The sequence below is a fragment of the Enterobacter cloacae complex sp. IR5401 genome, assembly GCF_049238425.1.
GTDB classification, from domain to species: Bacteria; Pseudomonadota; Gammaproteobacteria; order Enterobacterales; family Enterobacteriaceae; genus Enterobacter; species Enterobacter hormaechei_C.
Window position 1 is genome coordinate 69,470 of sequence record NZ_JBMKHN010000009.1, and the last position, 21,161, is coordinate 90,630.

Sequence of the window (21,161 nt, forward strand, 5' to 3'; positions counted from 1 at the left end):
TTTATTTATCACGCTGGATTATGTAGTCCGCTAGCGCTTCCAGTGCCGAGGTATCCAGCGATTGCGCGGCCAGCCCATTCAGCGACTGGCGGGCATCGTCTATCAGATCCCGGGCTTTACGTTGGGCATGCTCAAGGCCCAACAGGGCGGGATAGGTACTTTTGCCAAGCTGCTGATCCGCACCCTGACGTTTTCCCAATGTTGCAGTATCGCCCACCACATCCAGAATGTCATCCTGAACCTGGAATGCCAGACCGATACTTTCTGCGTATCTGTCCAGAATCGGCAGGGCTTTACGCCCGCGTTCACCCGCGCTCAGCGCGCCCAGGCGAACGGCTGCACGAATCAGTGCGCCCGTTTTGTGACGGTGGATGCGCTCCAGCTGTTCCAGAGTAACCTGACGACCTTCAGCCTCTAAATCCAGCGCCTGGCCGCCGCACATCCCGGCGACGCCGCTGGCCATTGCCAGTTCGGACACCATTGCCAGACGATCGCGATCGCTCACTTCAACCATCGGCGCATCGCTCAGAATGGAGAAGGCCAGAGTTTGCAGCGCATCACCCGCCAGAATGGCATTCGCTTCGCCAAATTTGATATGGCAGGTTGGCTGACCGCGACGCAGATCGTCATCGTCCATGGCTGGCAAATCATCGTGGATCAGGGAATAGGCGTGGATACACTCCACGGCGGCTGCCGGGGCGTCCAGCGTTTTATCGCTGATACCGAACATGTTGCCCGTGGCATATACCAGGAACGGACGCAGGCGTTTACCCCCCAAGAGTGCGCCATAGTGCATGGCTTCAACCAGTGGAGTGTTCTGAAAAGGCTGCGGCTCAATGAATCGGCGCAGCGCATCGTTGGCGCGGATGACGCGCGCCTGAAGCGCGTTGGAGAAATCCATTTACTCGGCGTCCGGTGTGAATGGCGTGGTTTTAGCGTCTTCGCTGTCGGAAAGCAGGATCTGCACACGCTGCTCGGCCTGCTGAAGCTTTACCTGCCCCTGGCGCGCAAGCTGCACACCGCGTTCAAATTCGTTGAGGGCATCTTCCAGCGGTAAATCGCCGCTCTCGAGGCGGGTAACAATCTGCTCAAGCTCACTCAGCGCAGTTTCAAAACTGGCCGGTGCGTCGTTCTTCTTCGGCATAGTGAATTAACTCTTATATTCTTCGCCCCAACATGGTAACGGACTCGGGGCAATTATCAAATAACGCGAGTGGCGCGATGGTGGTATACTTGCGCGCCTGGATGCAGCCACGGGTGTGGGCTGCTGTATCATTTTCCACTACAAGCCTTTATAAGCTTGCCTAAGAAACATTGCCGCCATGAAGTTTATCATTAAATTGTTCCCCGAAATCACCATCAAAAGCCAATCTGTGCGTTTGCGCTTTATTAAAATTCTCACCGGGAACATTCGTAACGTATTAAAACACTACGACGAAACGCTCGCTGTGGTGCGTCACTGGGACCACGTTGAAGTCCGCGCGAAAGACGAAAGCAAACGTCTTGATATTCGCGACGCGCTGACCCGTATTCCTGGTATTCATCATATTCTGGAAGTGGAAGACGTTCCGTTCAGCGATATGCACGATATCTTCGAAAAGGCGCTGGTACAGTACCGCGACCAGATCGAAGGCAAAACCTTCTGCGTGCGCGTGAAGCGTCGTGGTAAACACGAGTTCAGCTCGATTGAAGTCGAGCGCTACGTTGGCGGCGGTCTGAACCAGCACGTTGAGACGGCGCGCGTGCGCCTGACTAACCCGGACGTTACCGTTAATCTTGAGATCGAGAACGATCGTCTGCTGCTGGTTAAGGGTCGTTATGAAGGTATTGGTGGTTTCCCGATCGGCACGCAGGAAGATGTGCTGTCGCTGATCTCGGGCGGCTTCGACTCCGGTGTCTCCAGCTACATGCTGATGCGTCGCGGCTGCCGCGTGCACTACTGCTTCTTTAACCTGGGCGGCGCGGCGCATGAAATCGGCGTACGTCAGGTGGCGCATTACCTGTGGAACCGCTTCGGCAGCTCTCACCGCGTGCGTTTTGTGGCGATCAACTTTGAGCCGGTGGTCGGGGAAATCCTCGAAAAAGTGGACGACGGCCAGATGGGCGTGGTCCTGAAACGTATGATGGTGCGCGCGGCGTCCAAAGTGGCTGAGCGCTACGGCGTGCAGGCGCTGGTCACCGGTGAAGCGCTGGGGCAGGTCTCCAGCCAGACGCTGACCAACCTGCGTCTTATCGACAACGTGTCTGATACGCTGATCCTGCGCCCGCTCATCTCTCACGATAAAGAGCACATCATCGATCTGGCGCGTAAAATCGGTACTGAAGATTTTGCCCGTACCATGCCGGAATATTGCGGTGTGATCTCAAAAAGTCCAACCATTAAAGCGGTGAAGGCGAAGATCGAAGCGGAAGAAGAGAACTTCGATTTCAGCATCCTGGAAAAAGTGGTGGCGGAAGCGTCCAACATCGATATCCGTGAGATCGCCCAGCAGACCGAGCAGGAAGTGGTTGAGGTGGAGACGGTCAGCGGCTTTGGTGCTAACGATACGATTCTGGATATCCGTTCTGTTGATGAGCAGGATGACAAGCCGTTGCAGGTGGAAGGCGTGGAGGTGGTTTCGCTGCCGTTCTACAAGCTGAGCACCCAGTTTGGCGATCTCGACCAGAGCAAAACGTATCTGCTGTGGTGTGAGCGTGGGGTCATGAGCCGTTTGCAGGCGCTGTATCTGCGCGAGCAGGGCTTCGCGAACGTGAAGGTGTATCGCCCGTAGTTTATTGTCGAGGAGTGCGGCCTGATGCCCTCACCCCGTCCTTCTCCCGCAGGGAGAGGCCGCAAACATTAAAAATGGCAACCTCGGGTTGCCGTTTTGCTTTTACCTGGCGCCACCCGGCTTTTTTATTCGTAGTAGTTATAAATCCCCGCCGCCATCACCAGTGATGACGCGACTTCGTACGCTTTTTCGCGCCCAACCAGCAGGTCAATAATCTTCAGGCCAAAATCAATGGCGGTGCCCGGCCCCTGGCTGGTGAGCAGGTTAACGCGCGGATCCCAGACCACGCGTTTATCCACCCACTGGTCTTCCGGAATTGTATCCTTCAGACCAGGGAAGCCGGTCATATTGCCGATGGGGAAAATGTCGTGCGGAACCAGCACCGTACCTGCGGCTGCACAGATTGCCGCGATGATACGCCCGGAAAGATGAAACTGACGAACGGTTTCAACCAGCAGCGGGCTGTCGCGGAAACACTCAGCCCCCTTCAGACCACCCGGCAGAACGATAATGTCGTAATCACCGTCCGCCACCTGTACAAGCGGTGCATCCGCCAGAATCTTCACCCCACGCGAGCAGGTAATCGCCAGGCTTCCGTCGCTGGCGACGCTGGCGGTAGTAACCTTAATACCACCACGTACCAGCAAATCAATGGTGGTGACCGCTTCTGTCTCTTCGCTACCAGGGGCGAGGCATACCAGTGCCGATGCGCTCATACTCACTCTCCTTTCGTTTTACTAACTCAAACAGACGGCTGTTTTCCGCAACGGTAATGCCGTGTGCCCGGGCGCGTTTTAACAGATAACCGGTAATGTAATCAATTTCGGTATGCCGCATAGCCCGGATATCCTGCAACATTGAGGAGATATTTTCTGCCGTACTCTCAATGACCTGGTCGACATAATAACGTAAATCGGACTCTGAGGTGTGGTAGCCTTCGCGTTCAATGACGGCGGCAACTTCCCGGCAAATCAGCGCTACCCGATCAGGATGCTGGCGCAGTTCACCGTTAGGGCAATCCAGCAGGGCGGTCAGCGGATTAATCGCGCAGTTCACCGCCAGTTTGCGCCACAGTTCCGCGCGAATGTTATTGTGCCAGGCGACGTCAGGCAGCGTGCTTTGCAGGGTATCCGCAAGATAGCTGTAATCGCCGGGCTGTTCACGCGCGGGACCGATATGAGTGATACCACTGGCAACATGGATAATGACGTTACCGTCGCGACGCGCCGCGTGGGTGGTTGTCCCCATCAGCAGCGGTTGCCGGACAGATTTTAGCTCTTCAATGGTACCCATACCGTTGTGAATCAGCAGGATTGGCGTGCTTTCAGGTAACTGGGCGGCCAGGCTTTTCACCGCATCGGAGACCTGCCAGGCCTTCAGCGTGACCAGCAGCAAATCGCTGGTGGCAAGAAATTCCGGATCGTTTGCCGTTAAAGACTCATTAAAAATTGAACCGTCTGTACCCATCACGTTCACACTGCAATAGGGCTGGGGAATTCGCAGCCAGCCCTGAACGTCGTGTCCCTGTTTGCATAGCGCTGTAAGCCAGAGTTGGCCAAGGGCTCCGCATCCAAGCACTGTTACTTTCATCGTTCCTCCTCACCTGCAACGGCGCCAGGTGCTATGACGCTAAGTATAGCGCCATCAGCTAAGCTTCTCGTTATGCCTCGTTGCGGGTATTATGCAACGCAACAAAAATGAAGGGAGAAGAAAAGATGCCATCTTTCGATATTGTTTCTGAAGTTGATTTGCAGGAAGCGCGTAACGGCGTAGAAAATGCTGTCCGTGAGGTTGAGTCACGTTTCGATTTTCGTGGCGTTGAGGCGACCATTGAACTGAACGACGCGAACAAGACGATCAAAGTCCTGAGCGAGTCTGATTTCCAGGTCAACCAGTTGCTGGATATCCTGCGCGCCAAGCTGCTCAAGCGCGGCATTGAAGGGACCTCACTCGATGTGCCGGAAGATTTTGTTCACAGCGGCAAAACCTGGTTTGTGGAAGCGAAGCTGAAGCAGGGGATTGAAAGCGCCGTGCAGAAGAAAATCGTGAAGCTTATCAAAGACAGTAAGCTCAAAGTGCAGGCGCAGATCCAGGGGGAAGAGATCCGCGTGACCGGAAAATCCCGTGATGACCTGCAATCCGTGATGGCGCTGGTGCGTGGCGGCGATCTCGGTCAGCCATTCCAGTTTAAAAACTTCCGCGATTAAGACAATCATGCCCGGCTAAACCGGGCATTTTTTCAGGCCTTCAGCGCCTGCTCTACCTCAAAGCGGTTAGTCACTTTGCTGTCAATTTTGACATACGCACTGCGCTCTTCCGGGACAATCAGCACTTCGCTCACGCCCTCTGTCGCTTCCAGACGCTGTTGTAACGCGTTACCGATTGCCACGTCATCGGGAATTTCTACCCGCAGGCTACTCACGTAACGCGGCTCTTTCATGGTGCTGGCCACAAACAGCCAGAGCATCGCCAGCAGCGCACCGGCGAGGAAAACGGTCTGGGAGTCAAACAGACCATCCACCCAGCCGCCGAGTGACCCGCCGATCGCCACGCCGAGAAACTGGCTGGTGGAGTAAATGCCCATCGCGGTGCCTTTGTATCCTGCCGGAGACTCTTTGCTGATAAGCGACGGCAGCAGGGCTTCCATCAGATTAAAGGCCAGGAAGAACAGTTGTACGCCCGCGATCAGCTCCCAGAAATGCGGGCCGGCGCCCCACAGCACAATCTCGGCAATCAGCAGTAACGCCACGCAGCCCACGAAGACGCGTTTCATTTTGCGCTTCACTTCGGCGTAAATAATGAAGGGCACAACGGAGACAAACGAGATCAGCATTGTGACCAGATAAATTTTCCAGTGCTCTGCCGCCGGAAAACCTGCTGAGGCCAGTTGACCGGGCAGGGCGACAAAGGTGGACATCAGCAGAATGTGCAGGCACATAATGCCGAAGTTCAGCTTAAGCAGGCGCGGCTCGGCGATGACTTTGCTGAAGCAGCCTTTGACCATCCCGGATTCACGGTTGAGGACGTGGTTTTTACTGTCAGGTACAACCCACAGCGTGAGTGCGATCCCGATGGTCGCCAGCACCGCAATCATCCAGAACAGGGCGTGCAGGCCGAGTGAATGGGTGATAACGGGCCCCAGCACCATGGCAATGGCAAACGTGACGCCAAAGCTGACGCCGATAAACGCCATGGCTTTGGTGCGGTTTTGCTCGCGGGTTAAGTCTGACAGCAGCGCCATCACGGCGGCGGCAATCGCCCCGGAACCTTGCAGGGCGCGCCCAAGAATAATTCCCCAGATGGAGTGGGAGAGGGCGGCGATGATGCTGCCGAGCACAAACACCAGCAGCCCGCCGACAATCAGCGGTTTGCGACCCACTCGGTCGGAGAGCAAGCCAAAGGGGATCTGGAATATTGCCTGCGCCAGGCCGTAGATACCGATCGCCAGACCGATCAGCGCTTCGCTGGCACCCTGTAACGCCATGCCATATGTGGTCAGAACGGGCAGGACCATAAACATGCCAAGCATCCGCAGCGAGAAAACAGTCCCTAAACCCCAGGTCGCACGCAGTTCGCCTGGCGTCATTTTATAATCGTTCATTACCACCTCAGTTCAAAAGCAGGCCATAGTGTAGTGCGGGGAAGGGGCGGGGTAAATAATCGGTTATTTAACAAATATTACATACGTTACTAATAGATTTCATGAATAAAAAAGGGGTGCCGAAGCACCCCTTTATGTCCTTGCTATAGCTTACCAGACGTAAGTCAGCAGGTTTTGTGAATCAGGCACCATGAAGTCTACGGACATCATCACGGACAGGGAGGTGATGGCGACAATCGAGAACACAAACAGCTTGCGTGCCCAGACCTTGTCATCTTCCACTTTGTAACCGCGCAGGGCCATGCCGAGCCACCAGACGCTCACCGCAGCTGCTACCACCAGATATTTATATCCGGCGTAACCGCCCAGAGAGAGCATCAGCGTTGCCACGGCAAAAGCGATGATGTAGAGCGTGATGTGGTTCTTGGCAACCGAAATGCCTTTCACGACCGGCAGAACCGGAATGTTCGCCGCCTGATAATCCTTAAAGCGGAAAATCGCGATGGCGTAGGAGTGCGGCATCTGCCACAGGCTAAAGATAGCCAGCAGGATCAGCGCACCGCTGTCGAACTCGTTCGTGACGGCGCAGTAGCCAATCACCGGCGGCGCAGCGCCGGAGAGAGAACCAATCAGCGTGCCGTAGACGGAGTGACGTTTCATATACAGGCTGTAGACGCCTACATACACCACGAACCCCATCACCCCCAGCCAGCAGGCCAGTGGGTTAGCACCAAACCACAGCAGCATAAAGCCAGCAATACCCAGCAAGGTGGCGTACACCAGCGAGACGGAAGGGGCAATCAGGCCTTTAACCAGCACCCGATTTTTGGTCCTTTCCATCTTCTTGTCGATATCCATGTCGATGTAGTTGTTAAATACACAACCGGACGCAACCACCAGTGACACACCGACCAGCGTGTAAATAAAGAGGGTGTAATCAATGCTGCCTTTAGAGGCCAGCAGGAACCCTCCGATTACGGAGATCAGGTTGCCAAAGATGATGCCTGGTTTCGTGACTTGCAGGTATTGCTTAAACATACTCGCCGCTCTTAGTGAACCATCATGTTGTAGTTAAGGTTCCACATAATCCAGATGGAACCGACTACCAGGATAGCGATGATAATCACGGTAAAGATAAAGGCGGTCATGTTCCAGCCTTCATCGGACTTGGTGTTCATGTGCAGGAAGCAAACCAGATGCACCAGAATCTGAATCACCGCGGTCACCAGGATTGCGCCCAGGATAACCGGCTTAGATGCAGAACCGTTCATCACCATCCAGAACGGGATCACCGTCAGAATGATCGACAGGATGAAACCTGTCATGTAGGTTTTTACGCTGCCGTGGGAAGCGCCATGATCGTTAGAATGACTCATTACATCGCCCCCATCAGATAGACAACAGAGAACACACAGATCCATACCACGTCCAGGAAGTGCCAGAACAGGCTCAGGCACATAATACGGGTACGGTTAGTACTGGTCAGGCCGCGACGGGAGATCTGGAACATCAGTACCGCCATCCAGATCAGACCCGAGGTCACGTGCAGACCGTGGGTGCCGACCAGCGCGAAGAACGCTGACAGGAAGCCGCTACGATCCGGGCCGAAACCTTCCATGATCAGGTGATGGAATTCATAGATTTCCATCCCGATAAAGCCAGCACCAAACAGCCAGGTCAACGCCAGCCAGGAGACAACCTGGCTCTTGTTGTTTTTGTACATGGCGATAGCCGCCATGCCGTAGGTGATGGAGCTGAATAACAGCAGTGCGGTTTCAACCAGTACGAACGGCAGTTCAAAGATGTCCTTACCGGTCGGGCCGCCCGCTGTGCCGTTCACCAGAACGGCATAGGTTGCGAACAGACAGCAGAACAGGATGCAGTCGCTCATCAGGTAGATCCAGAAACCGAAGACTTTCGTCGGTCCTGTATCATGGTGCGCATGTTCATGCGCGTGGGCAGTCGAGTGCGCCAGAGTATCAGTTGCCATTTTTCAGCCCCGCTTTAGAAATCTCGTCAAAATGCTGGTTTTCCAGCTTTTCAACTTCACGGACTGGTACGTAGTAGTCCACGTCCTCGTCAAAGCTCTTCACAATCCAGCTGATTACGATGCCAGCGAAGCCAACAATCGCCATCCACCAGATGTGCCAGATCATTGCGAAACCAAATACCGTTGCGAAGGCGGCAATGACGATGCCCGCACCGCTGTTTTTCGGCATATGGATCTCTTCGTAATGTTCAGGTTGCTTGTACGCTTCACCTTTTTCTTTCATTTCCCAGAATGCGTCACGCTCATGAATGTGCGGCACTACGGCAAAGTTATAGAACGGAGGTGGAGAAGAGGTAGACCACTCCAGCGTACGGCCACCCCACGGGTCACCGGTCAGGTCGCGGTTCAGGTTACGGTCACGGATAGACACGTAGTACTGAATCAGCTGGCACAGAATACCGCAGGCAATCAGCGCTGCGCCGCCCGCTGCAATCATCAGCATTGGGTGGAACTGCGGATCGATCTGCTGGCTCAGACGACGGGTCATACCCATGAAGCCCAGCACGTACAGCGGCATAAATGCTACGAAGAAGCCAATGATCCAGAACCAGAACGCGCGTTTACCCCATTTCTCGTTCAGCGTGAAGCCGAACGCTTTTGGCCACCAGTAGGTTACGCCAGCGAAGCAGCCGAAGACCACGCCACCGATGATAACGTTATGGAAGTGCGCAATCAGGAACAGACTGTTGTGCAGAACGAAGTCAGCACCAGGTACCGCCAGCAGTACCCCGGTCATCCCACCTACGGAGAAGGTCACGATGAAGCCGATGGTCCACAGCATGGCTGAGTGGAACACGATACGGCCCTGGTACATGGTGAACAGCCAGTTGAAGATCTTAACCCCGGTCGGGATCGCGATAATCATGGTGGTAATACCGAAGAAGGCGTTTACGTTGGCGCCCGCACCCATAGTGAAGAAGTGGTGCAGCCAGACGATGAACGACAGAACGGTAATACATACGGTTGCCCACACCAGAGAGGTGTAACCAAACAGACGTTTACGCGAGAAGGTTGCCGCGATTTCGGAGAACACACCGAACACCGGCAGAACCAGGATGTACACTTCCGGGTGACCCCAGGCCCAAATCAGGTTGATGTACATCATCATGTTGCCACCCATATCATTCGTGAAGAAATGGGTACCCAGATAGCGATCCAGGGTCAGCAGCGCGATGGTGACGGTCAGAATTGGGAACGACGCGATAATCAGGACGTTGGCGCACAGAGATGCCCAGGTAAATACTGGCATCTTGAACATCGTCATACCTGGTGCACGCATCTTCAGGATGGTCACGAAGAAGTTAATACCGGTCAGAGTGGTACCGACACCGGAGAGCTGAAGCGCCCAAATCCAGTAGTCAACGCCCACGCCCGGACTGTACTCAATTCCCGACAGCGGCGGGTAGGCCAGCCAGCCGGTCTGAGCAAATTCGCCCACACCCAGTGACAGGTTAACCAGGATAACGCCGACAACCGTAAACCAGAAGCTCAGGTTGTTCAGGAACGGGAACGCAACGTCGCGCGCGCCGATTTGCAGCGGAACGACCACGTTCATCAGACCGATTACCAGCGGCATCGCCACGAAGAAGATCATGATAACGCCGTGGGCGGTAAAGATCTGATCGTAGTGGTGCGGTGGCAGGAAGCCGGCTTCGCCCGCAGACGCAAGCGCCTGCTGGCTACGCATCATGATTGCATCCGCAAAGCCACGAATTAACATGACGATACCGACGATGCAGTACATGATACCGAGTTTTTTGTGGTCAACCGAAGTCAGCCACTCATTCCACAGGTAGCTCCACTTACCGAAGTAAGTGATCAGGCCAACTAAGGCCGCGCCACCAATGATAATTGCAGCCACCGTAACCATAATAATCGGTTCATGGTAGGGCACTGCATCCAGTGTCAATTTTCCGAACATTTTCTTCCTCGGCCCCTTAGTGAGCGGTTTCCGCGTGGCTCATGTCCATGCCTTCCATACCCTGGTGCGTGTTGTGCTCGCCTTCAGGCTGGGTCATGTCCATGCTCATGCCGTGATCCATAAATTTGCCAATAACATCTTTGAACAGATTCGGTTTCACGTTAGAGAAGTACTCCACCTTGTTGTATTCGCTAGGTGCAGCCACTTTTTCGAACGCCGCCATGTCAGACATGGTGTTGGTAGACTGCTTCGCTTTTGCAACCCACTGGTCGAAAGTCGCGCGGTCTGGCGTAGCGATAGCTTTGAACTTCATACCCGAGAAGCCCGGGCCACTATAGCTGGCGGAGATACCGTCGTAGGTGCCTGCTTCATTCGCGATCAGGTGCAGGTTAGTCTGCATACCGGCCATCGCGTAAATCTGGCTGCCCAGACGTGGGATGAAGAAGGAGTTCATTACGGAGTTGGAGGTCACTTTGAACTGAACCGGAGTGTTCGCCGGGAAGGCGATTTCATTCACGGTAGCAATGCCCTGTTCTGGATAGATGAAGAACCATTTCCAGTCCATGGAGACCACTTCAATGGTAATCGGTTTTTCATCGTGAACCAGCGGTTTGCTCGGCTCAAGTGCGTGAGTGGTTTTCCAGGTCAGTACAGCAAGGAACAGGATGATCAGAATAGGTACCGTCCAGACCACAGCTTCCACTTTATTGGAGTGTGACCAGTTAGGGCTATACTTCGCATCTTTATTGCTCGCACGATACTTCCAGGCGAAACCAACAGCCATCAAGATGGCAGGAATAACCACAATCAACATCAGGCCAAAAGCCGTCAGTATCAATGAACGTTGTTCCAGTCCAATCTGTCCTTTGGGGTCTAGTAGTGCAGAATCGCAGCCACTGAGTAATACAGTGCCTGCGAATAATGACAACCATCCCAAACTTTTATTGTATTTCCTGAGTCTCATTTAACGACCTCAATTCCACGGGAGTCTGGTGGCGTTTAAAGTGTGGGGGCATTTTACGGGAAGGTTACATTACTGTAAACATCATTAGCCCTGTGTCAGGAAGGTGTTACCGGGTTCTGCCGCACATGTCACAAGTGTTGCAAATTATGTCGCGTTTTCCGGGGGAAGCCGCACGGAGTGGGCGTTATAACGAAAGGGTGCCCCAGCATACCGCAAAAGGGACAATTGGTATAACCATTGCGGAAAATACACAAATAATTAACAATTAATTATCAATAAAAAGACAACTAAAAAACGAAAATTCAATCTTTCGAATGCTGAATCGTTTAACGGAAAATAGCGTAGCGAAATAAGCTCCAATAATTTCCGAATGCTATCCCGCACAAAACAACAAATATTTTTTTTGCCGATGGCGGTTATTTCGCCGTTATAATTTCGTGTCGTTATTACAACGGGAAATAACCTTTCGCTTTTTACTTCATGTCATCTGCGTTTTCCGCAGTGACATGAAATCCAGCATCCCACCGGTCAGGATACCCACGATGGCGAGAAACACGCCTGCATCAAGCAGCTGGGTTTCAAAAGGAAGCGACAAGGTGGTCGTCGCATTGATAATGAGTACCGCGAGCCACACTACCAGCGCAAGACAACCTGCCATCAGCAGACGCAGGGCAAACCGGTAGGCAGCCTGATATTCCGTGCGCGGCATGAAGTGTTCCGTCCGCTGGGTATATTCCAGCGTCTGGCGACAGACCAGCAACAATAAAATCCCCGGCACAGCCGCCACCACCGAGAAGAGATAAAATGTCGGCCAGCCGTGGGCTTCAACAAACCAGCCCGCGACGGGACCTACGTACACGCGCCCGACGGCTGAGAGGGCAGAGAGCAGGGCAAACTGGGTGGCGGAAAATGACTTATTGCACAGCGTCATCAGCAGGGCGACAAATGCCGCTGTGCCCATACCTCCGCACAGATTTTCAAAGAATACCGCCGTCGCCATGCTGATCATATGCTTGTCGGTGATCGACAGCAGCCAGTAACCGGCATTCGAAGCGCCCTGAAGGATGCCGAAGATCAGCAGAGCACGGAACAGCGACAGACGCTGCATCAATACGCCGCCGTACAGCGCGCCGACGATCGTGGCAAACAGCCCCAGGGTTTTGTTCACCACGCCGACCTCCCCCGCATCAAACCCGACGCCGCGGATCAGGAAGGTGGTGGTCAGACTCATGGCGAAAGCGTCGCCGAGCTTATAAAGGACAATCAGCAGCAGGATCAGCCAGGCATTATTGCGACCAAAGAAGTCGCGGAGCGGTGCGGCGACGGCCTGCTCCAGCGAGCGGGGAACCGGAATCACATCGCTCGGTTCAGGCGCGAATAGCGTGGCAATAATGCAGGGGATCAGCAGAGCGGCCATCAGCCAGTACATTCCCTGCCAGCCGAGATAGCGGTCGGCAAGCCAGAGGGCCAGCCCGCCGGAAACCAGCATACCCAGGCGGTAGCCAAGCACGCTGATTGCCGCACCGGCACCACGCTCTTCCGCTGGCAGGACGTCCGTCTTCCAGGCGTCAAAAACAATGTCCTGCGAAGCGGAGCAGAAGGCGATGACCACCGCAAGCGCGGCCATCCAGCGCAGCTGTGTTGACGGCTCAAGGAAACCCATTGCGGCAATGGCCAGCAACAGCAGCACCTGCGTCATCGCTAACCAACCGCGACGGCGCCCTAGGAACGGTGGGGTATAGCGATCCATCACCGGCGACCACAGGAACTTAAAGACGTAAGCCTGGCCGACGAGCGAGAAGAAACCAATGGTTTTAAGATCGATGTTCTCAACCGTCATCCACGCCTGTAACGTGCCGGAGGTGAGCGCAAGGGGCAAACCTGAGGCGAAACCAAGGATCAGCAGAATAGCTGATTTCGGTTGCTGGAAAATGCGTAAGTAGTGACTGGACATGTTCTTATGAACTGACCCGGTGAAGCACCGGGTCAGTCAGCAGGATTAACGGGCGTTCTGCTTGATGAAGTCGTGAATGCTGGTGTCCTGTGCCATGTCGGCAATGGTGTCAGTCAGCACGCTGTTAACCGCGTCAGCGATATTTTTGTTGGAGGCCTGGAATGCGCCTTCAACGGAATAGCTCGCACGGTAGTTTTTGTTCATTTTGTTGCCGTTCTTCGCGGTAGCGATGATGGCGATATCGGCTTTAGTCGCAATGTTGTAGCGAACGTTACCCTGGGAGACGTCAGCGTACAGGTTGTTCACGATGATTTGCAGATCAACCGCGCCGCTTGGGCCAATCATGTAGCCGCGGGAGGTCATCTGTTTCTCCAGCACTTCCTGCAACAGGAAGCGCAGGTCGCGGGAGGCGGTCAGCGTGACCTGCTGGTTGTCGCGAGTCACTTTCGCCAGCGCCTGGTCCTGACGCTGATCGGCGCCATTAATGCTGACCGTAACGCCCATCAGGCTTGGATCCTGCTGAGGCAGGGTAATTTTTGGTGAAACGTCAATGGTCGTCGGCGGAGTCGCGCAGCCGGCGAGCATAAAGAGTGCTACCAACGGAAAGAAGAGTTTTTTTAACATTTTCGGGTTCTCAACGAATCGTAAGCAAAGAGAGAAAAATTGCCGCCATCATAACATCGCTAACGGCCAGGGGAAGTGGTCAACGCATGTAAATTCATCGCCTTGTCCGAAAACTGACCACCTTTGCGCTTTTCTCTGCCTGTAAGTGACAAAACGTATGAACCACATAGTGAACTTCATTCGTTTGGGTGAGAAAATCAGACGAAAGCTAAATATTTGTTGTCAAGGTGTAATGGAACCGGTAAAAGCGGCTAATATTTAAAGGGATGGGTGACATCTTAGCGTTGTCGGAGGAGTGATTTCATGATGATACGTGAACAGATAGAAGAAAAATTAAGGGCAGCGTTCAACCCTGTGTTTCTCGAAGTTGTCGACGAAAGCTATCGTCATAACGTGCCGGCAGGTTCTGAAAGCCACTTTAAAGTGGTTCTGGTCAGCGATCGCTTCACGGGAGAACGTTTCCTGAACCGACACCGCTTGATCTACAGCACCTTGACGGAAGAACTCTCCACAACCGTACATGCGCTGGCGCTGCATACCTACACCATTAAGGAATGGGAAGGGCTACAGGATACGGTATTCGCATCACCGCCTTGTCGGGGTGCAGGCACCATCGCCTGATAAATCGGATTTGCAACCGCCGGAGTTTTTCCAGTATGTTGCTTACAGATTTCGTCAAGACGGCCTTCGGGCCGTTTTGTTTTGTCTGAGTTTTGAGCGGATGGCGCGTTTTTAAGGCTAAAAATAGCCTTAAAGTGTGAAAAAAGCCGCAGCAACATGCTCCAACCGTTCTCGACTCACCTAAGTGATGCCGCTATAATGCCGCGTCTTATTGAATGTCTTCGGGATGATTCTGGCGACAGGGAATGTGAATCTGCACATAAGAGAGCATCCCGGTATAACAGACAGATTCAGAGTTGACCGAGCACTGTGATTTTTTTGAGGTAACAAGATGCAAGTTTCAGTTGTAACCACTCAAGGCCTTGGCCGCCGTGTAACGATTACTATCGCTGCTGACAGCATCGAAACTGCTGTGAAAAGCGAGCTGGTCAACGTAGCAAAAAAAGTACGTATTGACGGCTTCCGCAAGGGCAAAGTACCAATGAATGTTGTTGCTCAGCGTTATGGCGCTTCCGTGCGTCAGGATGTGCTGGGTGAACTGATGAGCCGCAACTTTATCGACGCGATCATCAAAGAAAAAATCAATCCAGCCGGTGCGCCGAACTACGTTCCAGGCGAATACAAGCAGGGCGAAGACTTCACCTACTCCGTAGAGTTCGAAGTGTACCCGGAAGTTGAGCTGAAAGGTCTGGAATCTATCGAAGTTGAAAAACCGATCGTTTCCGTGACCGACGAAGACGTTGACGGCATGCTGGATACCCTGCGTAAGCAGCAGGCGAACTGGAAAGAGAAAGAAGGCGCTGTTGACGCAGAAGACCGCGTAACCATCGACTTCACCGGTTCTGTAGACGGCGAAGAGTTCGAAGGCGGTAAAGCGTCTGATTTCGTACTGGCGATGGGCCAGGGTCGTATGATCCCAGGCTTCGAAGACGGTATCAAAGGCCACAAAGCGGGCGAAGAGTTCACCATCGACGTGACCTTCCCTGAAGAATACCACGCTGAAAACCTGAAAGGTAAAGCAGCGAAGTTCGTTATCAACCTGAAGAAAGTGGAAGAGCGCGAACTGCCAGAACTGACTGAACAATTCATCAAGCGTTTCGGCGTGGAAGACGGTTCTGTTGCGGGCCTGCGTACCGAAGTGCGTAAAAACATGGAGCGCGAGCTGAACGGCGCTGTACGTAACCGCGTGAAGTCTCAGGCGATTGAAGGTCTGGTGAAAGCGAACGACATCGACGTTCCTGCTGCCCTGATCGACAGCGAAATCGACGTTCTGCGCCGTCAGGCTGCACAGCGCTTCGGTGGCAACCAGCAGCAAGCGATGGAACTGCCACGCGAGCTGTTCGAAGAGCAAGCGAAACGTCGCGTTGTTGTTGGCCTGCTGCTGGGCGAAGTGATTCGTACCCACGAGCTGAAAGCTGACGAAGAGCGTGTGAAAGGCCTGATCGAAGAGATGGCTTCTGCATACGAAGATCCATCAGAAGTGATCGAGTTCTACGGTAAGAACAAAGAGCTGATGGACAACATGCGCAACGTCGCGCTGGAAGAGCAGGCTGTAGAAGCGGTACTGGCGAAAGCGAAAGTCACCGAAAAAGAGACCTCTTTCACCGAACTGATGAACCAGCAGGCGTAATTTCGCCCCAACGGTTTAAAGTTTGAACAAAAAACCCGTTGCCCTCCGGCGACGGGTTTTTTTTATCACAGCTTTAGTCCTGGAAGGGTGCTAAAACGCCCTTTCAGTGTTAGCGTTACAACAAAACGTTGTTATGCTTGAAATAGGGCATGGCGACCCCCATTAGTATGTAATCACGATGATTGAGACTGGCTGATAATCCGTCCATAAGGTTACAATCAGTACAGCAGGTGTTTTCAATTTTGAACCAGGAGACGGAAATGTCATACAGTGGCGAACGAGATAACTTTGCACCCCATATGGCGCTGGTGCCAATGGTTATTGAACAGACCTCACGCGGTGAGCGTTCTTTCGATATCTATTCCCGTCTGCTCAAGGAACGCGTTATCTTTCTGACCGGCCAGGTGGAAGACCATATGGCTAACCTGATCGTGGCGCAGATGCTGTTCCTGGAAGCGGAAAACCCGGAAAAAGACATTTACCTGTATATCAACTCGCCGGGCGGTGTGATTACGGCGGGCATGTCTATTTATGACACCATGCAATTCATCAAGCCGGATGTCAGCACCATCTGTATGGGGCAGGCGGCGTCCATGGGGGCTTTCCTGTTAACCGCAGGGGCGAAAGGTAAGCGTTTCTGCCTGCCTAACTCCCGCGTAATGATTCACCAGCCGCTGGGTGGTTACCAGGGCCAGGCGACGGATATTGAAATCCACGCCCGAGAAATTCTGAAAGTAAAAGCGCGCATGAATGAACTTATGGCGCAGCATACGGGTCAACCTCTCGAGCAGATCGAGCGCGATACCGAGCGCGATCGCTTCCTCTCTGCGCCAGAGGCAGTTGAGTACGGCTTAGTCGACTCCATTTTGACCCATCGTAATTGATGCCCGCGACGCGAGTGTGCCGCTATACTAATGTAGGGCGGCACGTTGCCTGTAAGCAGCTTGCGTCTGAGAATGGCATTTGCGTCGTCATGTGCGGCACATAGAACTTAAAAAGAGGTTTGGACTCATGACAGATAAACGCAAAGATGGTTCGGGCAAACTGCTGTACTGCTCTTTTTGCGGCAAAAGCCAGCATGAAGTGCGTAAACTGATTGCCGGGCCGTCCGTGTATATCTGCGACGAATGCGTCGATTTATGTAACGACATCATTCGCGAAGAGATTAAAGAAGTCGCGCCGCACCGTGAGCGCAGCGCGTTACCAACGCCACACGAGATTCGCCACCACCTGGACGACTATGTTATTGGTCAGGAGCAGGCGAAAAAAGTGCTGGCGGTGGCGGTATACAACCACTACAAACGTCTGCGTAACGGCGATACCAGCAATGGCGTAGAACTGGGCAAAAGTAACATTTTGCTGATCGGGCCTACCGGTTCCGGTAAAACCCTGCTGGCAGAAACGCTGGCGCGCCTGCTGGATGTTCCGTTCACTATGGCGGATGCCACCACCCTGACCGAAGCCGGTTATGTGGGTGAAGACGTTGAAAATATTATCCAGAAGCTGCTCCAGAAGTGCGATTACGACGTACAGAAAGCCCAGCGCGGGATCGTCTATATCGATGAGATCGACAAAATCTCTCGTAAATCAGACAACCCGTCCATCACCCGTGACGTCTCGGGCGAGGGCGTGCAGCAGGCGCTCCTGAAGCTGATTGAAGGTACGGTTGCGGCTGTTCCACCGCAGGGTGGGCGTAAACATCCGCAGCAGGAATTCTTGCAGGTTGATACCTCTAAGATCCTGTTTATCTGTGGTGGTGCGTTTGCAGGCCTGGATAAAGTGATCTCTCACCGTGTGGAAACCGGCTCCGGCATTGGTTTTGGCGCAACGGTGAAAGCCACGTCTGAAAAACCAAACGAAGGCCAGCTGCTGGCGCAGGTTGAGCCGGAAGATCTGATCAAATTCGGTTTGATTCCGGAATTTATCGGCCGTCTGCCGGTTGTGGCGACCCTGAACGAACTGAGCGAAGACGCGTTGATTCAGATCCTGAAAGAGCCGAAAAACGCGCTGACCAAGCAGTATCAGGCGCTGTTTAATCTGGAAGGCGTTGAGCTGGAATTCCGTGACGAAGCGTTGGACGCGATTGCCAAGAAAGCGATGGCGCGTAAAACCGGTGCCCGTGGCCTGCGTTCTATCGTGGAAGCAGCATTGCTCGACACGATGTACGATCTTCCTTCTATGGAAGACGTCGAAAAAGTCGTGATCGACGAGTCCGTCATTGGTGGCCAGACCAAGCCGTTACTGATTTACGGTAAACCGGAAGCGCAGCAGGCATCTGGCGAATAATTCACCATTTCATACAATCAGTTAATCAAAAAGGGGGGATTTTATCTCCCCTTTACTTTTTCCGTATTCATGGCGTTGAATGTATGGGAAACATCCCCATATACTGGATTACATGTTAATGGTTGTGTGAAGCACAGTTACATGACCAGTTTACCTGGCGGACACTAAACTAAGAGAGAGCTCTATGAATCCTGAGCGTTCTGAACGCATTGAAATCCCCGTATTGCCGTTGCGCGATGTGGTGGTTTATCCGCACATGGTCATACCCTTATTTGTAGGGCGGGAAAAATCTATCCGTTGCCTCGAAGCCGCCATGGATCATGATAAAAAAATCATGTTGGTCGCGCAGAAAGAAGCATCAACGGATGAGCCGGGTGTAAACGATCTTTTCACCGTCGGGACCGTGGCCTCTATTTTGCAGATGCTGAAGCTGCCAGACGGCACCGTGAAGGTGCTGGTGGAAGGCTTACAGCGTGCGCGTATTACCACTCTGTCAGACGATGGCGAGCACTTCTCTGCGAAGGCAGAGTACCTTGATTCACCGGAACTTGATGAGCGCGAGCAGGAAGTGCTGGTACGCACCGCGATCAGCCAGTTCGAAGGCTACATCAAGCTGAATAAGAAAATCCCACCTGAAGTGCTGACGTCGCTGAACAGCATCGACGATCCTGCACGTCTGGCGGATACCATCGCTGCGCATATGCCGCTGAAGCTGGCTGACAAACAGTCCGTGCTGGAAATGTCCGACGTTAACGAACGTCTGGAATACCTGATGGCGATGATGGAGTCTGAGATCGATCTGCTCCAGGTTGAGAAGCGCATTCGCAACCGCGTCAAAAAGCAGATGGAAAAATCGCAGCGTGAGTACTATCTGAACGAGCAAATGAAAGCCATTCAGAAAGAGCTCGGCGAGATGGACGATGCGCCGGATGAAAACGAAGCGCTGAAGCGTAAGATCGACGCGGCGAAGATGCCGAAAGAGGCGAAAGAGAAAGCTGAAGCTGAGTTGCAGAAGCTGAAAATGATGTCTCCGATGTCGGCGGAAGCGACCGTTGTACGCGGCTACATTGAGTGGATGGTGCAGGTTCCGTGGAATGCCCGCAGCAAGGTCAAAAAAGACCTGCGTCAGGCTCAGGAGATCCTGGATACCGACCACTACGGCCTGGAACGTGTGAAAGACCGCATTCTTGAGTACCTCGCGGTACAGAGCCGTGTGAACAAAATCAAAGGCCCAATCCTGTGCCTGGTAGGGCCTCCAGGGGTGGGTAAAACCTCTCTGGGCCAGTCCATCGCCAAAGCGACAGGGCGTAAGTACATCCGTATGGCGCTGGGCGGCGTGCGTGATGAAGCGGAAATCCGCGGTCACCGCCGTACCTACATCGGTTCCATGCCGGGCAAGCTTATCCAGAAAATGGCGAAAGTGGGCGTCAAAAACCCGCTGTTCCTGCTCGATGAGATCGACAAAATGTCTTCAGACATGCGTGGCGATCCGGCGTCGGCGCTGCTGGAAGTGCTTGATCCAGAGCAGAACGTGGCGTTTAGCGATCACTACCTGGAAGTGGATTACGACCTGAGCGATGTGATGTTCGTGGCGACGTCGAACTCCATGAACATTCCGGCACCGCTGCTGGACCGTATGGAAGTGATCCGTCTGTCCGGTTATACCGAAGACGAGAAGCTGAACATTGCCAAACAGCACCTGCTGCCGAAGCAGATTGAGCGTAACGCGCTTAAAGCCAACGAGCTGACCGTTGAGGACAGCGCCATTGTCGGCATTATTCGTTACTACACCCGTGAAGCGGGTGTGCGTAGCCTCGAACGTGAGATCTCTAAGCTGTGCCGTAAGGCAGTGAAACAGCTGCTGCTGGATAAGAGCCTGAAGCACATCGTGATTAACGGCGACAATCTGCATGCGTACCTGGGCGTTCAACGCTTCGACTACGGTCGCGCAGACAACGAAAACCGTGTTGGTCAGGTGACCGGTCTGGCATGGACGGAAGTGGGCGGCGATCTGCTGACCATCGAAACCGCCTGTGTTCCGGGCAAAGGCAAGCTGACCTACACCGGTTCGCTGGGTGAAGTGATGCAGGAGTCCATCCAGGCGGCGCTGACCGTGGTGCGCGCGCGTGCGGAAAAACTGGGTATCAACCCTGATTTCTACGAAAAACGCGACATTCACGTTCACGTTCCGGAAGGGGCGACGCCGAAAGATGGCCCAAGCGCGGGTATTGCCATGTGTACTGCGCTGGTTTCCTGCCTGACAGGTAATCCGGTTCGTGCTGATGTGGCCATGACCGGTGAAATTACGCTGCGTGGTCAGGTACTGCCTATCGGCGGATTAAAAGAAAAACTGCTGGCGGCACACCGCGGTGGGATCAAAACCGTATTGATCCCTTACGAGAATAAACGCGATCTGGAAGAGATTCCGGACAACGTTATTGCCGATTTGCAGATCCATCCGGTGAAACGCATTGAGGAAGTTCTGACTCTCGCACTGCAAAATGAACCGTCCGGAATGCAGGTTGTAACTGCAAAATAGTGACCTCGCGCAAAGAGCGCCAATAAAAACAAGGCTGGTAAGTCATTTCGTACTTGCCAGCCTTTTTTTGTATAGCTAATTTAGATTGCTGATTGGGTTAGCCATCAACAACGGGTGTTGTAAGGTCATAGCAGGACTGATATAACTGCTGCGCGGTCGCGCTGTGAAGGATTCAGGTGCGATATAAATTATAAAGAGAG

Annotated in this window: 19 protein-coding genes; 7 read left to right on the forward strand and 12 right to left on the reverse strand. The window is 53.5% G+C overall.

Going from position 1 to position 21,161, the window contains the following annotated elements; genetic code table 11:
- Position 1 precedes the first annotated feature (1 nt).
- Positions 2 to 901 (reverse strand): (2E,6E)-farnesyl diphosphate synthase, encoded by a 900-nt coding sequence (gene ispA, locus ACOTX1_RS14700; RefSeq protein WP_023315519.1) that lies wholly within the window; start codon positions 899 to 901, stop codon positions 2 to 4.
- Positions 902 to 1,144: an exodeoxyribonuclease VII small subunit gene (gene xseB, locus ACOTX1_RS14705; RefSeq protein WP_003859094.1), complete on the reverse strand. Its 243-nt coding sequence runs from the start codon at positions 1,142 to 1,144 to the stop codon at positions 902 to 904.
- Positions 1,145 to 1,322: 178 nt separating this feature from the next.
- Between xseB and thiI the strand changes: the two genes are divergently transcribed.
- Positions 1,323 to 2,771 (forward strand): tRNA uracil 4-sulfurtransferase ThiI, encoded by a 1,449-nt coding sequence (gene thiI, locus ACOTX1_RS14710; RefSeq protein ID WP_022650463.1) that lies wholly within the window; start codon positions 1,323 to 1,325, stop codon positions 2,769 to 2,771.
- A gap of 125 nt (positions 2,772 to 2,896) precedes the next feature.
- Here the strand turns inward: thiI and yajL are convergent, their stop codons facing one another.
- Together yajL and panE are read right to left on the reverse strand one after the other, a co-directional pair.
- Positions 2,897 to 3,487 carry a protein deglycase YajL gene (gene yajL, locus ACOTX1_RS14715; RefSeq protein WP_023315520.1) on the reverse strand — a complete coding sequence of 197 codons (591 nt, stop codon included), beginning with the start codon at positions 3,485 to 3,487 and terminating at the stop codon, positions 2,897 to 2,899.
- Entirely contained in the window at positions 3,450 to 4,361 is a 912-nt protein-coding gene (gene panE / locus ACOTX1_RS14720) for a 2-dehydropantoate 2-reductase (RefSeq protein ID WP_022650464.1), read from the reverse strand. The genes yajL and panE overlap by 38 nt, the downstream gene beginning before the upstream one ends.
- Before the next feature lie 125 nt (positions 4,362 to 4,486).
- Here panE and ACOTX1_RS14725 point away from each other — a divergent pair, with 125 nt between their 5' ends.
- Positions 4,487 to 4,978, forward strand: a complete 492-nt coding sequence (locus ACOTX1_RS14725) for a YajQ family cyclic di-GMP-binding protein (protein ID WP_017383179.1) — start codon at positions 4,487 to 4,489, stop codon at positions 4,976 to 4,978.
- 32 nt (positions 4,979 to 5,010) lie between these two features.
- On the opposite strand, the gene ACOTX1_RS14730 is transcribed toward ACOTX1_RS14725, so the two are convergent.
- The 8 genes from ACOTX1_RS14730 to ACOTX1_RS14765 form a co-directional block, all read right to left on the reverse strand.
- A complete protein-coding gene (locus tag ACOTX1_RS14730; protein WP_059288260.1) occupies positions 5,011 to 6,372 on the reverse strand; it encodes an MFS transporter in 1,362 nt (453 codons plus the stop codon).
- Positions 6,373 to 6,522: 150 nt separating this feature from the next.
- Positions 6,523 to 7,410, reverse strand: a complete 888-nt coding sequence (cyoE, locus tag ACOTX1_RS14735) for a heme o synthase (protein WP_003859062.1) — start codon at positions 7,408 to 7,410, stop codon at positions 6,523 to 6,525.
- 11 nt (positions 7,411 to 7,421) lie between these two features.
- Complete coding sequence (locus ACOTX1_RS14740) at positions 7,422 to 7,748, reverse strand: cytochrome o ubiquinol oxidase subunit IV (protein WP_006809888.1); 327 nt, start codon at positions 7,746 to 7,748, stop codon at positions 7,422 to 7,424.
- Positions 7,748 to 8,362, reverse strand: a complete 615-nt coding sequence (locus tag ACOTX1_RS14745) for a cytochrome o ubiquinol oxidase subunit III (protein ID WP_003859057.1) — start codon at positions 8,360 to 8,362, stop codon at positions 7,748 to 7,750. The genes ACOTX1_RS14740 and ACOTX1_RS14745 overlap by 1 nt, the downstream gene beginning before the upstream one ends.
- Positions 8,352 to 10,343, reverse strand: coding sequence for a cytochrome o ubiquinol oxidase subunit I (cyoB, locus tag ACOTX1_RS14750; RefSeq protein ID WP_022650473.1), 1,992 nt, complete (start codon positions 10,341 to 10,343; stop codon positions 8,352 to 8,354). Before cyoB ends, ACOTX1_RS14745 begins: the two co-directional genes overlap by 11 nt.
- A 16-nt stretch (positions 10,344 to 10,359) precedes the next feature.
- Entirely contained in the window at positions 10,360 to 11,307 is a 948-nt protein-coding gene (cyoA, locus tag ACOTX1_RS14755; protein ID WP_003859054.1) for a cytochrome o ubiquinol oxidase subunit II, read from the reverse strand.
- 478 nt (positions 11,308 to 11,785) lie between these two features.
- Positions 11,786 to 13,261 (reverse strand): muropeptide MFS transporter AmpG, encoded by a 1,476-nt coding sequence (gene ampG / locus ACOTX1_RS14760; protein WP_023315521.1) that lies wholly within the window; start codon positions 13,259 to 13,261, stop codon positions 11,786 to 11,788.
- Between the two features lie 45 nt (positions 13,262 to 13,306).
- Positions 13,307 to 13,885, reverse strand: a complete 579-nt coding sequence (locus ACOTX1_RS14765) for a lipoprotein (RefSeq protein ID WP_003859052.1) — start codon at positions 13,883 to 13,885, stop codon at positions 13,307 to 13,309.
- 303 nt (positions 13,886 to 14,188) lie between these two features.
- Between ACOTX1_RS14765 and bolA the strand changes: the two genes are divergently transcribed.
- From bolA to lon, 5 genes are all read left to right on the forward strand, one after another.
- Positions 14,189 to 14,506 carry a transcriptional regulator BolA gene (bolA, locus tag ACOTX1_RS14770; protein WP_003859051.1) on the forward strand — a complete coding sequence of 106 codons (318 nt, stop codon included), beginning with the start codon at positions 14,189 to 14,191 and terminating at the stop codon, positions 14,504 to 14,506.
- 331 nt (positions 14,507 to 14,837) lie between these two features.
- The gene (tig, locus tag ACOTX1_RS14775; RefSeq protein WP_059288261.1) at positions 14,838 to 16,136 is read left to right on the forward strand and encodes a trigger factor; all 1,299 of its coding nucleotides are present in this window, start codon (positions 14,838 to 14,840) and stop codon (positions 16,134 to 16,136) included.
- 260 nt (positions 16,137 to 16,396) lie between these two features.
- Complete coding sequence (clpP, locus tag ACOTX1_RS14780) at positions 16,397 to 17,020, forward strand: ATP-dependent Clp endopeptidase proteolytic subunit ClpP (protein ID WP_006809880.1); 624 nt, start codon at positions 16,397 to 16,399, stop codon at positions 17,018 to 17,020.
- A 127-nt stretch (positions 17,021 to 17,147) separates the two neighbouring features.
- On the forward strand, positions 17,148 to 18,422 hold the full coding sequence (gene clpX / locus ACOTX1_RS14785; RefSeq protein WP_006809879.1) for an ATP-dependent protease ATP-binding subunit ClpX: 1,275 nt from the start codon (positions 17,148 to 17,150) through the stop codon (positions 18,420 to 18,422).
- A 184-nt stretch (positions 18,423 to 18,606) separates the two neighbouring features.
- Entirely contained in the window at positions 18,607 to 20,961 is a 2,355-nt protein-coding gene (gene lon / locus ACOTX1_RS14790) for an endopeptidase La (RefSeq protein ID WP_006809878.1), read from the forward strand.
- The last annotated feature ends 200 nt before the right edge of the window (positions 20,962 to 21,161 follow it).

Bases quoted from the DNA above. Each gene is read 5' to 3' on its own strand.
- cyoE (WP_003859062.1), bottom strand. From the start codon at position 7,410: ATGTTTAAGCAATACCTGCAAGTCACGAAACCAGGCATCATCTTTGGC.
- bolA (WP_003859051.1), top strand. From the start codon at position 14,189: ATGATGATACGTGAACAGATAGAAGAAAAATTAAGGGCAGCGTTCAAC.
- ACOTX1_RS14730 (WP_059288260.1), bottom strand. From the start codon at position 6,372: ATGAACGATTATAAAATGACGCCAGGCGAACTGCGTGCGACCTGGGGT.
- ACOTX1_RS14740 (WP_006809888.1), bottom strand. From the start codon at position 7,748: ATGAGTCATTCTAACGATCATGGCGCTTCCCACGGCAGCGTAAAAACC.
- ispA (WP_023315519.1), bottom strand. From the start codon at position 901: ATGGATTTCTCCAACGCGCTTCAGGCGCGCGTCATCCGCGCCAACGAT.
- cyoA (WP_003859054.1), bottom strand. From the start codon at position 11,307: ATGAGACTCAGGAAATACAATAAAAGTTTGGGATGGTTGTCATTATTC.
- xseB (WP_003859094.1), bottom strand. From the start codon at position 1,144: ATGCCGAAGAAGAACGACGCACCGGCCAGTTTTGAAACTGCGCTGAGT.
- yajL (WP_023315520.1), bottom strand. From the start codon at position 3,487: ATGAGCGCATCGGCACTGGTATGCCTCGCCCCTGGTAGCGAAGAGACA.
- tig (WP_059288261.1), top strand. From the start codon at position 14,838: ATGCAAGTTTCAGTTGTAACCACTCAAGGCCTTGGCCGCCGTGTAACG.
- clpP (WP_006809880.1), top strand. From the start codon at position 16,397: ATGTCATACAGTGGCGAACGAGATAACTTTGCACCCCATATGGCGCTG.
- ACOTX1_RS14745 (WP_003859057.1), bottom strand. From the start codon at position 8,362: ATGGCAACTGATACTCTGGCGCACTCGACTGCCCACGCGCATGAACAT.
- ACOTX1_RS14765 (WP_003859052.1), bottom strand. From the start codon at position 13,885: ATGTTAAAAAAACTCTTCTTTCCGTTGGTAGCACTCTTTATGCTCGCC.
- cyoB (WP_022650473.1), bottom strand. From the start codon at position 10,343: ATGTTCGGAAAATTGACACTGGATGCAGTGCCCTACCATGAACCGATT.
- clpX (WP_006809879.1), top strand. From the start codon at position 17,148: ATGACAGATAAACGCAAAGATGGTTCGGGCAAACTGCTGTACTGCTCT.
- panE (WP_022650464.1), bottom strand. From the start codon at position 4,361: ATGAAAGTAACAGTGCTTGGATGCGGAGCCCTTGGCCAACTCTGGCTT.
- ACOTX1_RS14725 (WP_017383179.1), top strand. From the start codon at position 4,487: ATGCCATCTTTCGATATTGTTTCTGAAGTTGATTTGCAGGAAGCGCGT.
- ampG (WP_023315521.1), bottom strand. From the start codon at position 13,261: ATGTCCAGTCACTACTTACGCATTTTCCAGCAACCGAAATCAGCTATT.
- thiI (WP_022650463.1), top strand. From the start codon at position 1,323: ATGAAGTTTATCATTAAATTGTTCCCCGAAATCACCATCAAAAGCCAA.
- lon (WP_006809878.1), top strand. From the start codon at position 18,607: ATGAATCCTGAGCGTTCTGAACGCATTGAAATCCCCGTATTGCCGTTG.